The sequence below is a fragment of the Bacillus sp. ISO11 genome (genome assembly GCF_003458115.1).
GTDB classification, from domain to species: Bacteria; Bacillota; Bacilli; order Bacillales; family Bacillaceae_G; genus Bacillus_A; species Bacillus_A cereus.
The window spans coordinates 57,462-73,774 of record NZ_QXCO01000015.1; the positions used below are offsets into that span (position 1 = coordinate 57,462).

Below are 16,313 nucleotides of genomic sequence, written 5' to 3' on the forward strand. Positions count from 1 at the left end.
ATTTGACGTTCTGTTATGTAAACGCTTACTTATACGTTTGTATCCTATACAATAAAGGTACCAAATCGAAAGAGGTGGCCAAAATGAGTACGAAAAAAGTATATAGTTTCTTATCACAAGCATTCATATTCTCAGCTATTATGTTAATTTCTAATATTATTGCAACACATTTACCAATTCCAATGCCTTCATCGGTAATCGGGTTAGTTATTTTATTTAGTCTATTATGTTTAAAAGTTATTAAATTGGAGCAAGTTGAATCACTCGGAACAGCTTTAACAGGTATTATTGGATTCTTATTCGTCCCATCAGGTATTTCAGTTATTAATTCTCTTGGTGTAATGGGGCAATACTTTGTACAAATTTTAACTGTAATTGTTGTAGCAACAGTTATTTTACTTGCTGTAACAGGGTTATTTGCACAATTTATTTTAGGAAAAGATGAAAAAGAAACAGAAGATACAAAAGAATTGAAAGTAGTAAATAAAGGACGCAAGCACGGAAAGGTTGCGTAACCATTGCATTTATATATTGTTAGGAGGTAATGAACATGGCAAGCACAATGACTCCATATTTCGGAATCGTCGTTTCATTAATCGCATACGGAATCGGAACATTATTATTCAAGCATTCAAAAGGGTTCTTCCTATTTACACCATTATTCGTAGCGATGGTATTAGGGATTGTCTTTCTAAAGGTAGGTAACTTTACTTTTGAAGAATATAATACTGGCGGAAAAATGATTAGTTTCTTCTTAGAGCCAGCAACAATTGCATTTGCTATCCCACTCTATAAACAAGTTGATAAGTTGAAAAAATATTGGTGGCAAATTTTATCAGCTATCGTGGTTGGATCTATTTGCTCAGTAATTGTCGTGTTCATTGTTGCAAAAGCAATCGGTTTAGATACAGCAGTAATGAATTCAATGCTACCACAAGCAGCAACAACAGCAATTGCGTTACCAATTTCAGAAAGTATTGGTGGTATTCCAGCAATTACATCGTTTGCAGTTATTTTCAACGCAGTTATCGTATACGCATTAGGAGCATTATTCTTAAAAACATTTAGAGTGAAACATCCGATTGCAAAAGGTTTAGCACTTGGAACAGCGGGTCATGCATTAGGAGTTGCGGTAGGAATTGAAATGGGTGAGGTAGAGGCAGCGATGGCAAGTATTGCTGTAACAGTAGTTGGGGTTGTAACAGTAGTTGTCATCCCAATGTTCATACCATTCATTGGATAGTAAAACTTACTTAAAAAACAAGAAAAGCAAGCTATTTGTAGGACAGATTTCTACTGATAGCTTGCTTTTTATGTTACAGTAGTGGTAAGACCTATTTAAAAAAATATAAGTTTCCTTAAATCTTCATTAATACTATGTAGAATACGTTTTGAATTAGGTCATTGTATTGTAAAATAAGAAGTAAGCTACTATATACCTGTTAAGGTAGGCATATAATGAGTTTATAAAAATCTTAATATGAATGAATAATTAAAAGTAGAAAAGAGAGAGAAATCTACTTATTAACGTTTTAGTTTATAGGACAGGAGAGAGTATTCGTCGATTATGCAAATAAAAAACCTGTTTCAAAGTAAAGGATTTCAGAGGTTACTCGTATTAGTAATACTTGCTCTCGTGTTATACGGGCTGCAAAGTATGTTGAATTTAATATTAATTACGTTTATTCTCACGTATTTAATGGATCGATTCCAAAAGTTTATTTCCCGCAAATTAGATCATTTCATGCCTATTAATCGAAAAATTATTATAGCATTTCTATATGTAATGTTAATTGGTGGAATTGCTATTACGCTATTTAAATATTTACCAGTATTGACGATACAAATTTCACAACTGATTTACCAATTCAATGTATTTTTAAGAAACCCACCAGATAGTGAACTAATTAAGTATGCAGTTAATGCTGTCAATCATATGGAGCTTTCTAAATATGTAGGACAAGGCGTAGACATTTTGTATAAATCGATTACGAATGTTGGTAAATTTGGCCTTCAGGTTTTACTTTCTTTAATTTTGAGTTTGTTTTTCTTATTAGAAAAATCTCGTATTGTTGGTTTTACTGCAAAGTTTAAAGAAAGCAGGCTTGCAATTTTCTATACTGAAATTGAGTACTTCGGAAAGAAATTTGCACGTTCATTTGGAAAGGTAATCGAAGCACAATTTTTAATTGCTGTTGTTAACTGTGTTCTTTCAGTTATCGCATTATGGATATTAGGATTCCCGCAATTATTAGGTTTAGCATTAATGATTTTCTTGCTTGGATTAATTCCAGTAGCGGGGGTTATCATTTCGTTATTCCCACTTTGTATGATTGCTTACAATATTGGCGGTATTATGTACGTTGTTTATATTTTAGTTATCGTAACAGTGATTCATGCGCTTGAAAGTTACGTATTAAATCCGAAGTTTATGTCGCAAAAAACAAATTTACCGATTTTCTATACTTTTATGGTATTAATTTTCTCAGAGCACTTCTTAGGTGTATGGGGACTGATTATCGGTATTCCAATCTTCATTTTCTTACTAGATGTTTTAGACGTGACAAGTGATGAAATGGAGAAGGATGTTGGAAAAAATAAAGTGAAGTAAGAAAAAGCATCGATGTTCGATGCTTTTTCTTTTATAACATTATGTTTCTTATGCCATACTGTAAGGAGAATATAGAATAGGGGTGAAGTAATGGCTGTAAATGAAAAGGTAGAGTTAGCTACATTTGCTGGAGGGTGTTTCTGGTGTATGGTTTCTCCATTTGAAGAGATGGAGGGCATTATACAGGTTATTTCAGGTTATACAGGCGGTCATAAAGAGGACCCAACGTATAAAGAAGTGTGCTCAGAAACAACAGGACATTATGAAGCGGTACAAATTACATTTGATGCAAATAAAATGTCGTATGAGGAATTGTTAAATATATATTGGAGACAAATTGATCCGACCGATATTGGAGGACAATTCCACGACCGCGGACAGTCTTATGAAACAGTGATTTTTTATCATAATGAAGAACAACATAAAAAAGCAGAAGCCTCAAAAGAAGAACTTGAGCAGAGTGGGCGCTTTTCAAAACCAATTGCGACAAAAATACTACCAGCAGCTACATTTTATCCAGCTGAAGAATATCACCAAGGATATCATAAGAAAAACACATTCCGCTATGAGTTATATCGTAAAGGCTCAGGACGAGATGCTTTTATTAAGCAACATTGGCCAAAGGATAATGCTCATTTAAAAGAAAAACTCAATGAGATGCAGTTTTATGTAACGCAGGAAAATGGTACAGAACCACCATTTCGAAATGAGTATTGGAACCATAAAGAGGAAGGTCTTTATGTAGACATCGTTTCAGGTGAGCCGCTATTTACTTCTCTAGACAAATTTGATAGTGGATGTGGATGGCCTAGTTTTACAAAACCAGTTATGTCAGCAAGTGTGAAAGAAAAGATGGATGTGAGTCATAATATGACGCGTACAGAAGTGAGAAGTAAGGAAGGAGATTCACATCTTGGGCATGTATTTCCAGACGGTCCAGGACCAAATGGCCTTCGTTACTGCATTAATTCTGCAGCCCTTCGATTTATTCCAAAAGAGGAATTAGAGAAAGAAGGCTATGGTGATTTTCTAGTCTTGTTTGGAAATAAAAAATAACCTCGCAGTTAGCGAGGTTATTTTTTGTTATTTTGTTTTTTTCTTTTTAAATTTGCTTAATACTTCATAAACGATTGGAACAATAAGAAGTGTTAATAACGTTGAACTTGTTAATCCACCAATTACCGTTACACCAAGTCCTTTAGAAATTAAGCCACTACCTTCAAATCCTAATGCAAGCGGGATAAGAGCACCAATTGTTGCAATTGCAGTCATTAAAATTGGACGAAGGCGTGTTGCACCAGCTTCTAATAAAGCTTCACGTGTTGATAGTCCTTCATTTTCTTTATGAATAACGCGGTCGATAAGCACGATTGCGTTTGTTACAACGATACCGATTAACATAAGCGCCCCAATCATTGCAGACACACTTAATGTTTCACCGGAGATTAATAAGGCAACAAGAGCTCCGATAATCGTAAATGGTAGCGAGAATAAAATTGCGAATGGTGCAAGGGCACCGCCAAATGTAACGACAAGAACGAAGTATACAATGGCAATCGCAGCTAACATCGCTAAGCCAAGTTGCTTAAATGATTCTTCAATATCTTTTGTAACGCCGCCCATAGAAACATCTACGCCAGAAGGAAGATCCATTTTATCTACTTCTTTTTGAACAGCGGCAGATGCTTTTGAAACGTCATCAGATGTTAGTTTTGCACTTACTTCTGCATAAACACGGCCATCGCGGTGTTTCACTGTATTCGAAGTTTCACCTTCTTTTACAGTCATAACATCTTTCACAGCCACTTCAGTACCAAGTGGTGTTGTAATTTTACGATTTGTTAAGTCATCGATTGTTTCATAATTTTGTTTTTCAGCTTCTACATATACATTGATATCTTTACCGTCTTTTTTAATTGTTGTCAGAACAGGGCGATCATGTTGATTAGAAAGTCCCATTCCAATTTGAGCAGCCGTTAAGCCCATTTTACTCAGCTTTTCCTGATCTGCGACTAAAGTGTACTCTGCATACGTTTTTGCAATACTAGAGTCAATATCCTTTAAGTCTTTATTTTTCTTCATGATATTTTGAATATCTTTTACGACAGGCTTAATGTCTTCTGAGCTATCTCCGTAAACGTATAGTTTAATTTCGTTACTACCGCCACTTGCTCCGAAGTCTTGGTTTTTCCATTCGCCTTTGCCAGACATCTTCTGTAAATCTTTAACGACTTGTTCTTTCTCTTTTTCAAAGTTTTTCGTGTCGTTATCATATTGCACGAAGAACATTGCTTGGTTTGATCGACCAGGACTCATTGGGTTTTCGCCACCTAATGAGAATTGAATTGTTTTGACGTCTTTATTATTTTGGAAGTGCTTCTCAGCTTTTGTTGCAATTTTTTCAACGTCTTCTAACGTTTGACCTGGTTCAGGGTTGTATGTTGCGATAATCATTTTTTCTTCTTCAGAAGGTAAGAAACTTACACCGATAACTGGTACAAGTGCAAGACTACCAACTAATAGAAGGACAGCGATACTTGATGTAATAATTTTGTGATTTAAAGCCCATGCAAGTATGCGTTTATACCCATTTGCTAATTTACTTGGTTTTTCTTCATGATGTACTTCTTTTTCCCTCATGCTCTCTTTCTTAAATAAGGAATGAGCTAGCATCGGTACGATTGTAACTGCTACTAGTAATGATGCTAATAAAGCGAAGACGATAGTTAAGGCGAATGGTAAGAACATTTCACCAATCATACCTTTTACTAGTCCAAGTGGTAAAAATACAGCAATTGTTACGATGGTAGAAGACATAATTGGGATAAACATTTCTTTCGTAGCTTCACGAATTAAATCTTTTCCGCGCAATTTCTCTTCTGATAATGACATACGTCGGTAAATATTTTCAATAACAACAATTGAGTCATCGACAACGCGGCCTATAGCAACGGTCATTGCTCCAAGTGTCATAATGTTAAGCGTAATATCCATTTGCTTTATGACTAAAACAGCAATTAATAAAGAAAGTGGTATGGAAACGACAGAGATTAACGTTGTTCGAATATTTCGTAGGAACAGCATAATAATAACGATCGCAAAGATAGCACCGAAAATTGCTTTGCTTAGCATTGTTTCAACTGATTTTTCAATAGGTGCACCTTGGTCGAATGTTGAAATGATCTCTAAATCTTTATATTTTTTCTCAAGATCTTTTACTTTATCTTTTACTGCATTTACAACATCAACTGTATTTGCATCAGAGGCCTTCACAATTTGAATTCCAATTGCTTCTTTTCCATTTGTTCGAGAAATAGATTCTGCTTTCCCAACTTCTTTAATGTCAGCAATTTCTTCTAATGTAACTGTTGGAATCCCGTTCATAGCAGCTGGATTCATTTGCGGCGTTTGTGCACCAGCGCCAGCATTTTGACTACCTTGACCGTTAGGTGAGGAAGGTATAGCTGGGATTTTAAGTTCTTTTAATGCTTTAATCGTTGTAATATTGCCATCTACAACAACTGATTTTTCCGTGTCTTTAAATGTGTATAAGCCAAGTGGTAAAGATACATCCGATCCCTTAATAACATTTTTTACAGTATCTTCACTTAGTCCTAGTTCTTTCATTTTATCTTTCTTGAAGACAAGCTGTACTTCATCTACTTGTTGGCCAGCAATTTGGACAGATGCAACACCATCAAGTCCTTTTAATCCTGGTACAACATTCTTTTCTACATTTTCAGTTAAGGTAGCTAAAGATTCATTCTTGCTTGCTACGCTTAACGAAATAACAGGAAAGGCATTGAAGTTTACTCGTGAAACTTTAGGATCTTTAACACCTTCTGGGAGCTTTACATTTGTGAGAGCTTCTTTAATTTCTGACTCTGCTTTTTCCATATTTTTATCAAAATCGTATTCTACTTGAATAGAAGATGCGTTTTGAAAAGATGATGAGCTCACAACGTTAACACCACTTAAATTTTGTAGTTGTTCTTCCATCGGCTTTGAAACTTTATCAGCTACTTCTTCTGGTGTAGCACCAGGATAGACCGTAGTTACTGTCACAATCGGTGTTGTAATATCAGGAATTGTTTCCAGCTTCATATTGAGTCCAGAGTAGATCCCGGCAATAGTAACAATAATGGTTAGTAGCCAAACTGCGAACTTATTTTTTAACGAGAAATTGATGATTTTGTTCATGTTTGCGCTCCCTTTTTATTATATTGACCAACTGGTCAGTCTAATACATAATATAACTGACCGTTCGGTCAATCGTCAATAAAAAGAGATGGTATAATACATTTATAATAAGATGCGAGATTAAATTTAGGAGAGAAGATATGAAAGAAAAAGAGCGTTTGATTATAGAATCGGCTATGAAGTTATTTGCTACTAAGGGTGTAAATGCGACATCAGTGCAGGAAATTGTGACAGCTAGTGGTATATCTAAGGGAGCTTTTTACTTATATTTTAAATCGAAAGATGAGCTTTTATTAGCGACACTTCGATATTATTATGACAAAATCCAAAAGAAAATGCTGGATATTGAACAAGAGTCTTTATTACCGCGTGAAAAATTTGCAAAACAATTACATTGTCAGTTTAATGATATACAAAAGCATAAAGAATTTATTATTATGCATGCGAGAGAAAATGCAATTCCGTTTAATAAAGAAGTAGAAGAATTTATGATGCGGATGAAGTTAGAGTCTCATGCATTTTATCGGAATAGTTTATTGTCCATTTATGGTGAAAAGGTTATGCCATATTTATTGGATTTAGTAATTATAGTAGAAGGCATATGCCGTGGTTATTTAGAATTAATTATTTTACAAGCACCAGAAATTGATTTATCGTATGTCGCTGCTTTTATTTTAAAAAGAGTAGATCATTTAGTAGATGGTTTGGTAGAATCTTCGGAAGAACCTATTTTACATGAAGAAAAGCTTGGAGAATTCCTTTGTAAATCAGAGCTTATTAAGGAACAAGTTAAAGAGCATTTTTTAAAAGAAATTATTGTATTTAAGCGTAGTTTAGCTGATCAATTAGAGGATGATGAGTTGTTAGTAACGTTAGATGTTTTAGAGGCGGAAATACGATTGCTTAATCCAAGAATTCCAGTAATTAGAGGTATGTTAGCAAATTTAGAGGCGTATCCGGAATTAAAAGAATTTCGATTACGACTTATAGGATACTACAATATAAAAAATTCTTAATAAAAATAAGTAAAAAACTCCTTGTCTACACAAGGAGTTTTTTCTTAAAGACTATTTACTATTTTGAGACCATTCTTCAACATCCCAAACTTTTGTAATCCAATCTTCATAGAAGTCCGGTTCGTGACATACAAGGAGGATTGTTCCTTTATATGCTTTCATAGCCTTCTTAAGTTCCGCTTTTGCTGTAACATCAAGATGGTTTGTCGGCTCATCAAATAGTAGCCAGTTACTTTCCTCACCCATTAGCTTACATAAACGAACTTTTGCTTGTTCTCCACCACTTAATTGACTTAATGGGCGAGAAATATGTTCATTTTTTAATCCGCATTTTGCTAACATCGCACGAATTTGATGCTGGTCTAAACCAGGGAATGTATTCCATACATCATCAATTGGTGTTATATTGTCAGCTTTAACTTCTTGCTCAAAGTATGCAGGCTCTAAGAAGTCACCAAGGCTTGTTTTACCGCTTAAAGGCTTAATTTTACCTAAGATTGTTTTTAGTAACGTTGATTTACCAACACCGTTACATCCAACAATAGCAATTTTTTCACCACGTTCGATCGTCATTGATAGCTTTGGTAGTAGCGGATGTGTATATCCGATTTCTACATTTTCACCTTCAAAGACGAAGCGACTACTTGCGCGACTTTCTTTAAATGAGAATTCAGGTTTAATTGCTGTTTCTGGGCGATCAATAAGTTCCATGCGATCAAGTTGCTTTTGACGACTCTTTGCACGACCTGTCGTTGAATAACGAGCCTTGTTTTTTGCAATGAAGTCTTCTTGCTTTTTGATAAACTCGCGCTGCTTTTCATAAGCGTTTATATGTTGGTTTTTATTGATTTCTGCTAGTTCTAGGAATTTTTCATATGTCGCTGTATAGCGTGTCATTTTTGTGAATTCTAGATGGAAAATAACATCAACACATTTGTTCATAAATTCTGTATCATGAGAAATTAATAAGAATGCATGTGGGTATTCTTTTAAATAATTTGTTAACCAATGAATATGTTCAACGTCTAAATAGTTAGTAGGTTCATCAAGCAATAATACTTCTGGCTGTTCAAGTAATAGCTTTGCAAGCAATACCTTTGTACGTTGTCCACCACTTAGTGCTGAAACATCACGATCTAAACCAATAGCATCAATTCCAAGACCACGTGCAGCCTCTTCAATTTTCATATCTAGTAAATAGAAACCACCTGCTTCAAGTGCATCTTGTATTTCAGCCATTTGTTCAAGAAGTTCTTCTAGTTCTTCTGGTGTAGCAGTTCCCATTTTTTCTGTAACTTCATTTAAAGCTTTTTCCTTTTCGAATAACGGTAAAAATGCATCCGCTAGTACGTCACGGATCGTACGTCCAGGCGTTAAAACAGTATGCTGATCTAAGTAGCCGTAATGTGTGCCCGGTGTCCATTCTACACGACCTTGGTCATGAATAAGCTGACCAGTAATGATATTCATGAATGTTGATTTACCAACACCGTTTGCACCAACTAATCCAACGTGCTCACCTGCTAATAATCGCATAGATACATCTTTAAATAATGTACGATCACCAAATGTATGTCCTAATTTTTCAACTGTTAATAAGCTCATAGTATCCTCCGTCCAACTTGAAATAGTACCTTGAATCATGATACTAAATTCTTTCATATAATGCCATCATTTCAAAATGTATATTTTTTCAAAAGAAGTGTTTGTAAATGTTAGTATATAAAAAAGTTACTTCTACCTACAGAAGTAACTTTTTGGTTATGCCTTTTGTTTAACTTCACTAACTTTCTTTTCAGCTACAATAAAATGCGGTCTACGTTTTGTTTCATAATAAATACGACCGATATATTCACCAATAACACCTAGGAATATGAGTTGAATACCGCCAATAAATAGTATAGCGGAAATGAGAGTAAAGTAACCAGGAACTTCCACACCACCAAGGATGATTTGAACGAACGTAGTGATTACGTATAAAAGTCCTAAAATGGTTGTTAGTAATCCGAGATATATAGATAGACGTAACGGTTTATTATTAAATGAAATTACACCATCAATTCCGTAATTTAATAATTTCGAGAAGGTCCATTTACTTTCTCCATCAGAACGTAATACATTTTCATATTCAATGATTAATTCGTTATAACCGATCCAAGAAAATAAGCCTTTTGAAAATCGGTTGTATTCACTTAAAGATAATAAAGAATCTACTGCTCTTCGACTTAAAAGTCTAAAGTCACCAATACCGTCTACTAATTCAATATCTACAAATTTATTCATCACTTTATAGTAAAGACGAGAGACGAAAGAGCGAACGGGTGAATCACCAGTTCTTGTTCTTTTTGCAATGACTTGGTCGTAGCCGTCGTTATATCCTTCTAACAGTTCTTTTATTAACGTAGGAGGGTGTTGTAAGTCAGCATCCATAATAACAATTGCATCGCCTGTAGCATATTTTAAACCAGCTAACATTGCAGCTTCTTTTCCGAAGTTTCGACTAAATGATATGTAGTGTACTGACGAATCTGAACTAGCTAAATCACGTAAAATATTTAAAGTATCATCTTTACTACCATCATTAACAAAAACAAATTCATAATCGGTAGTTAATTTATGAATTTCAAGAGAAGTCTCTGAATAAAAGGCTCGAAGCACCTTTTCTTCATTGTAGCATGGTACAACGATTGAAAGAGTCATTTTTGACACTCCTTGTTTGTAGTGGGTTAAAACAATGTTATGCGTTTTTATATGAATCTATCCAATTGGATAGATTCATGATTCATTGATTGCTTATTATTGCTTTTTAAAAGAAAATTTTCGTCGTGCTTTTGGATTTTTGAAAATTAGTAAAGCTATACAGATAATTAGTGAGATGATTGATATAATCATACCTAATTTGAAGTAAGGTGTAACGTAAGTCATTTCGATTACATGTGAACCTTTTGTAATGGGAACACCGATAAAGGCAGAATTCGCTTTCGTAAATTCTGTTTCTTTTCCATCAATTTTTATAGTCCAGCCTTTACTATATGGGACAGATAAATATAAGAGCCCGTCTTTATTTGATTTGATATCCCCTTTTAAATAATTGTTCTTATAATAAATATTTTCAAGCCTATTTTCAGTTAGTTTTTTTGTTTCTTTTTGTACACTTTCATAGTTTACAATATTTGCTTGCAAGTCACCTAATTCATACTCACCTGCCATATCAATAGAGATAGTTAGGTTTTCTGGACGCTCATTGCCCAAATTGTAAACAAACCTTTCTAACGGATAAGAGTATGCACCAGCATCGTCCCCTTTTCCTATCGTTTTTCCATTAACAGTTGCATTGAATGTGCCTGCATTTTTTAATTTTAATTCTATCAGTAGATCACCAGGTGTATCAGGATAATTGATAGGTACAATCATATTTCCAAAGCCATGAACAATTAGTTTATTTTCTTGTTTTTCCATGTTTTCGAATTTTGCTTTTTCCGTTTTAATAGATACTGCCTTTGATTTGAGGTCTTGTTTATTAAAATGGTTTAATGAAAATTCTTTTGTATTATTAACGACAACAGCATGTAATAATAATTGATCACGCTGAGCGAAGTTTAATTTAGAAAATTCTTCTTCACTTATAGCCGAATCATATACATATCCTAACGGTAAAGCATAGTCATTTTTGTAAATATTATATGGTCCTACTTGCTGTAATAGTTTATATCCATAAGGTACATTCTTTGAATCTGTATCAGCACTTAATACGCGATATTTTATACCAAGCATATTTTCGAGTAGTAGTCGACTATCAGCTTGATAAAACATTGAAGGTGTATCGTACATTTGGAATACACCATATTTATTTTTCATAAAGTCATGGACATAATAATTAACTAAGCTTTGATACGTACTTACGCCATGATATCCTTGTAGCATCGGTGTGTTATATTCGCTATATGGATTAAGAATACGATAAAAGTCTTTATCATTTTCTTGTATGTAGCGAATTGCAGCAATTTCTTCTTTATTATCATAGCCTGGTTCGTGTAACTTTTCAGTTGAAATCTGGCTCTGTCCGTAAACGGTGCTAAGTATATTATTCGCATACATATAATTCATAGAAATTGTGCTAACGAGTACATTCAATACAACTAAAAATTGTATGAAAGGTTTGGAAATATAACGCCATAAACATACTGTAATAACAGAAAGAACGACAGTTCCGAGTAAAATGTTATCAACGTCTTGTAAAGGTTTATCAGTTACATTTATATTTGCTTTTCTATAAAATGCATAAATGAATAATCCAATAGACACTAATAAACTTATTAAATAAGGTAATTTGTAGTCTTTCTTATGAATAATCATCCAATCTAGAATGTATGCAATTGTTTGGGCAATTACAAATACAAATAAATAGAACCATCTAGATTGCATTGCTGAAAAACCATTAAACACAGAATATGTATATGGAAGCATAAACAGAATGAACATGAATAACGTAAAGAATACTTTATTTTTAACGAGTTTATCACGTATAAACATTCCAAATACGATTAAGAATAAAATTAAAGCTGGTAAAGCTAATTGATGATTTTCAGCATTATACATGAAGAAAATATTTTCCATTAAATCTTTATAAAATTTATCTTCAAATAATAATGGTATCTCAAACTTTTTTGATAGTCGATCAGCACTAAATACGGCATTAACTGATGGGAGGAAGCAAACGGCGGCTAAACCGAGTGATAATCCATACAATAAACCGATTCTAATATAATAAGTTAGAAAAGAGACAATCGTTTTATTTTGTTGTGTCGCAAAGTATTGGAATAATGCATAAATAAATATGAAAATACTTGTGATAAAAGCAAAATAAAAGTTTGATGCTAACATTAAAGTAGCAGCGATTAGGAAAAGTCCGCGCTTCTTTTCAATAATATATTTATCAAGTCCCCATATTACTAATGGTAAAAATACAATGGCATCAGCCATGAAATCCCATAGTAAAGAGTGGCGGATGAAAGTAATACAACCACCATATATAATAGCAGCAACAAAAGATGAGAATGCTGTTTTATTATGGTAACGTAAAGAACCATACATGAATACCATAGCTAAAAAGTTTTTTAAAATACTCATGTATAATTTCACGTCATATACTTGCTCAAGACTTAGTTTAGGTAGTAACAGTGTAATCCAGAAAAACGGTGATGTGCTGTAATAATAACTAAACTCTCCAAATAAATCTCCACCTAATCCATAATCAAAAGACCAAAAAAGGTTGCCATCTTTAAAGGCATGTTGTAGAAGAAACGTAAAAAAACCAAATTGACGTAACGCATCCCCTGTACCAGAAAAGGCTTGATTAGATGTTAAAAAGAAATAATGAAAAGCAAAAGCGCACAATAATAATATTGGCATAATTATTATTGTTTTCTTGGAAAAGAATTTATTATTCGGCTTTATGCTCATAAAAATTGATAATCCTCCTTTGAAAGTCGTTACATGTAGCAACTAGTTTTTAGGTAGCATATAAAAACACACCAATTTTTAAAGGTGTGTTCTTTAGTTTTAACATGAGAAAATATATATTTTTGTTGAAGCATATATATTTTTACAAGCGTTGAAGTTCATAGTTTACATGTAATTTAGTATAAGGCATTTTCAGAAAGTAAGTCAATTTGAGCTGGAATATATAGCATTTTTTTACTGAAGAAAAATGATGGTATATAAAAAAGCAAAAAGCTTTTCCATTTTTAAATAGGAAAAGCTTTTTGCTTTTAAGCATGTTTGCGAATAAGCTTTTGTTTTATAAATCCTAAAACGAATCCACGTATTTGAGGATCAATTACAATTCCGATTATACCGTATAGTATACCAGTAAGAGTTAAAGCAACTAATGGTGGTAAGTTGATTAATGCAATTCGGTATATACCGTAACTAATAATAAAGGCTAAGGAATTAAATATAATTCCTTTAACTAATAATTGCATGCCTTTACGAATAAAGAGGGTAAATCCAATTAATAGTGTAATTTCGGTAATGATGGCTGCGGCAGCTGCCCCCATCATTCCATATTTACTACCTAATACAATATAACCTATGATGGCAACAACTAATCCAATAGTCATTGTTGTTGCACGTTTCCATTGCTGGCCAATCGTTGTTAAATTATCGGCTAGTGGATAGTTAATTGATTGTAAAATAACCATAAACGCTAGAATAGCAAGAGCGTCACCAGCGGGAGCGTATTTTTCTCCTAATAAACTAACAATCCAGAAACTTGGATCAGCAATAAAGGGGATAGAAATTCCCATTCCTAAAAAAGACATAAGTTTTAATTCAAAACTTGATAATTTTCTATGTTCTTCAATATTTTTCTCATTACCAAAAGCAAAAAGTCTTGGATAAAAAGCAGCTGCAATTACTCCAGGTATTTGATATAGTACAGCAGGTATTTTAGATGCAGCACCAAAGAATCCAACTTGCTTATATGTTGAAACCTTTTCTAATATAATAGGGCCCAATTGTGGTAAGAGCATAATAATGATTCCGTTGATCGTGAAAATAAGTAGTTGATCTAAAATGCCTTTATCCCAACCCTTATGGACTTTCGTGTAACGTATTGTCATTATAAAGGCGATAACACCTGTTACAAGACTAGATACCCCGTACATGGCAGCAACCATCATAAGTGACCATTGGAAAGACATCCCTAGTAATAGGGCAGCAGCAGCTGTTACACCTTGTAGTACAGAAATAATAGCTGTAAATTGCATGCGTTCTGTTACTTGGAAGTAAGCCATACCAACACCTTGTAAGGTTGCTCCGAACATTGTTGGTAGGACAACCCAATATACCATCGCACGTAAGTAAGCATCGGGATAGAAGAACTGGGCAAAAATAGCGAAAAGTACAGAAATTACGATAGCTAATATTAAACGAATACGTAAATAACTACTTATTAGCACACTAATATTAGCATCGCTTCTCGTTCCTTCACGCATAAACGTATGTGTTAAACCTGCATCTGTAAAGTAACAAATAACAGCTGAAACTGCTAACGCAGTTGTAAACATACCGTAATCACTTGGAGAAACATATCTTGCAAAGAAAATTGTTGCAATAGCCAGTACAAAGCGGACAGTAATGTTTCCTACAAAGAGGTAGGATGCGTTTTTTAGAATTTTATTTGTTTTCATGAGAAAAGACCTTTCTATTCTTTAGGACCCGGTTAGTTTGTCCTATTTGTAAATTTAATTTGTTCACAGAAAGAGAGAGTATCGTTATATTTTCAGTTTAAGAAAACAGAAATTTAATTCGTACAAACCAAAGCATTGCATATAGTTTTTTACTACGCTTTCCATTCTTTGAATAGATTTTACGGCAATATTTCCTTATATCTTTTTTGATTAATTGAACTTGTGATTTATCTAATCGAGAGTTTTCTTTAATATATATACAAGCGTTATTGATGACTGTATAAGGGAATAAATAAGTCTCAAGAATCTCAATCAGTGACTGAGGGTCTTTCGTAATGAAGTCTTGAGATTTATTATGTACCCAATCTTTCATACGATTGAATACTTCTAGCTCTTTTGTTGTTTTTAATTCATAATCTTTATACTTAGAAGAAAGATTTCCTTCTGATAAGATTCTATAATAAGTTAAGTATTCATCGACATAACATACATTTGTCAAACTCATAAGTTTAAATAAAAACTCTAAATCTTCTCCCCAACTACATCCTGGTGTAAAACGAATGTTATGATCCATTACGATGGATCGTTTGAAAATCCAAGTACTTGTTTGAGCAACAACTTGATGTGTTAGGAATGCTTTTGCCATATCACCTTTAATAAAGTTTGTTGTATGCTCAAGCTTTTCGCCTGTTTCTTCGTAGAAATTCATATAACCACAATAGCACGCGTCCATGTTGTTTTTATGCATACTCTCGATTTGTTTCTCAATTTTAGTTGGATGCCATAAGTCGTCACTATCAAGGAAAGCGATATATTCTCCGCTAGCATTTTCGATACCTGTATTACGGGCTACCGAAACACCTTGGTTTTTTTGATGAACGTATTTTACTTGCCCTGGGTATTTTTCAGCAAGGTTTTTCACAATAGAAGGTGATTGATCTTTACTTCCATCATCTACAATTACAATTTCAATGTTTTTATATGTTTGATCTAGTATTGACTGCATCGTTTCTTCAATATATTTTTCCGTGTTATACAGGGGTATGACAACAGAAACAAGTTGCTTTTGTTCCATCATAGAATTTTTATCTCCTCAAGTTTTTTATGTCTTGCATCATATATACAAGCCTTTTGGAAGGAAGAAGATTACAAGAACATCTGTATAAGTTTAACGCATATAAACTTTGTAAATCAACTTTCTATTGTTGTACTTTGTATAAAAAGTATTTATTATAGAACGTATTGTGTTGTAAAAATATAGAAATATATTTTGAAAATTATGTATCTGAAGGG

General features: G+C 33.6%; 11 protein-coding genes. 5 read left to right on the plus strand and 6 right to left on the minus strand.

All coding sequences use genetic code 11. The features are described 5' to 3' along the window. Nucleotides 1-83 precede the first annotated feature (83 nt). The 4 genes from lrgA to msrB all read left to right on the plus strand — a co-directional run bounded on the left by lrgA (nt 84) and on the right by msrB (nt 3,667). Nucleotides 84-515, plus strand: a complete 432-nt coding sequence (gene lrgA / locus D1166_RS16895) for an antiholin-like murein hydrolase modulator LrgA (RefSeq protein WP_000104901.1) — start codon at nt 84-86, stop codon at nt 513-515. Nucleotides 516-550: 35 nt separating this feature from the next. Next, the gene (gene lrgB / locus D1166_RS16900; protein WP_000168868.1) at nt 551-1,243 is read left to right on the plus strand and encodes an antiholin-like protein LrgB; all 693 of its coding nucleotides are present in this window, start codon (nt 551-553) and stop codon (nt 1,241-1,243) included. A gap of 324 nt (nt 1,244-1,567) precedes the next feature. Beyond that, nucleotides 1,568-2,611, plus strand: a complete 1,044-nt coding sequence (locus tag D1166_RS16905) for an AI-2E family transporter (protein WP_001166010.1) — start codon at nt 1,568-1,570, stop codon at nt 2,609-2,611. 90 nt (nt 2,612-2,701) lie between these two features. Further along, entirely contained in the window at nt 2,702-3,667 is a 966-nt protein-coding gene (msrB, locus tag D1166_RS16910; RefSeq protein WP_000290175.1) for a peptide-methionine (R)-S-oxide reductase MsrB, read from the plus strand. 27 nt (nt 3,668-3,694) lie between these two features. Here msrB and D1166_RS16915 read toward each other — a convergent pair whose 3' ends face one another. Then, nucleotides 3,695-6,811 carry an efflux RND transporter permease subunit gene (locus D1166_RS16915; RefSeq protein ID WP_097855695.1) on the minus strand — a complete coding sequence of 1,039 codons (3,117 nt, stop codon included), beginning with the start codon at nt 6,809-6,811 and terminating at the stop codon, nt 3,695-3,697. A gap of 140 nt (nt 6,812-6,951) precedes the next feature. Between D1166_RS16915 and D1166_RS16920 the strand changes: the two genes are divergently transcribed. Then, complete coding sequence (locus D1166_RS16920; RefSeq protein WP_000659645.1) at nt 6,952-7,827, plus strand: TetR/AcrR family transcriptional regulator; 876 nt, start codon at nt 6,952-6,954, stop codon at nt 7,825-7,827. Between the two features lie 51 nt (nt 7,828-7,878). Here D1166_RS16920 and D1166_RS16925 read toward each other — a convergent pair whose 3' ends face one another. From D1166_RS16925 to D1166_RS16945, 5 genes are all read right to left on the minus strand, one after another. After that, complete coding sequence (locus tag D1166_RS16925) at nt 7,879-9,432, minus strand: ABC-F family ATP-binding cassette domain-containing protein (protein WP_000055410.1); 1,554 nt, start codon at nt 9,430-9,432, stop codon at nt 7,879-7,881. Between the two features lie 156 nt (nt 9,433-9,588). Beyond that, nucleotides 9,589-10,527, minus strand: coding sequence for a glycosyltransferase family 2 protein (locus tag D1166_RS16930; RefSeq protein ID WP_000175827.1), 939 nt, complete (start codon nt 10,525-10,527; stop codon nt 9,589-9,591). Nucleotides 10,528-10,623: 96 nt separating this feature from the next. After that, nucleotides 10,624-13,290 carry a YfhO family protein gene (locus D1166_RS16935; protein ID WP_053513758.1) on the minus strand — a complete coding sequence of 889 codons (2,667 nt, stop codon included), beginning with the start codon at nt 13,288-13,290 and terminating at the stop codon, nt 10,624-10,626. A 308-nt stretch (nt 13,291-13,598) separates the two neighbouring features. Continuing rightward, on the minus strand, nt 13,599-15,020 hold the full coding sequence (locus tag D1166_RS16940) for an oligosaccharide flippase family protein (RefSeq protein ID WP_000856129.1): 1,422 nt from the start codon (nt 15,018-15,020) through the stop codon (nt 13,599-13,601). A gap of 97 nt (nt 15,021-15,117) precedes the next feature. Further along, nucleotides 15,118-16,098, minus strand: coding sequence for a glycosyltransferase family 2 protein (locus D1166_RS16945; protein ID WP_000970519.1), 981 nt, complete (start codon nt 16,096-16,098; stop codon nt 15,118-15,120). Nucleotides 16,099-16,313: the final 215 nt, after the last annotated feature.

Bases quoted from the DNA above. Each gene is read 5' to 3' on its own strand.
- lrgA (WP_000104901.1), top strand. From the start codon at position 84: ATGAGTACGAAAAAAGTATATAGTTTCTTATCACAAGCATTCATATTC.
- lrgB (WP_000168868.1), top strand. From the start codon at position 551: ATGGCAAGCACAATGACTCCATATTTCGGAATCGTCGTTTCATTAATC.
- D1166_RS16905 (WP_001166010.1), top strand. From the start codon at position 1,568: ATGCAAATAAAAAACCTGTTTCAAAGTAAAGGATTTCAGAGGTTACTC.
- msrB (WP_000290175.1), top strand. From the start codon at position 2,702: ATGGCTGTAAATGAAAAGGTAGAGTTAGCTACATTTGCTGGAGGGTGT.
- D1166_RS16915 (WP_097855695.1), bottom strand. From the start codon at position 6,811: ATGAACAAAATCATCAATTTCTCGTTAAAAAATAAGTTCGCAGTTTGG.
- D1166_RS16920 (WP_000659645.1), top strand. From the start codon at position 6,952: ATGAAAGAAAAAGAGCGTTTGATTATAGAATCGGCTATGAAGTTATTT.
- D1166_RS16925 (WP_000055410.1), bottom strand. From the start codon at position 9,432: ATGAGCTTATTAACAGTTGAAAAATTAGGACATACATTTGGTGATCGT.
- D1166_RS16930 (WP_000175827.1), bottom strand. From the start codon at position 10,527: ATGACTCTTTCAATCGTTGTACCATGCTACAATGAAGAAAAGGTGCTT.
- D1166_RS16935 (WP_053513758.1), bottom strand. From the start codon at position 13,290: ATGAGCATAAAGCCGAATAATAAATTCTTTTCCAAGAAAACAATAATA.
- D1166_RS16940 (WP_000856129.1), bottom strand. From the start codon at position 15,020: ATGAAAACAAATAAAATTCTAAAAAACGCATCCTACCTCTTTGTAGGA.
- D1166_RS16945 (WP_000970519.1), bottom strand. From the start codon at position 16,098: ATGATGGAACAAAAGCAACTTGTTTCTGTTGTCATACCCCTGTATAAC.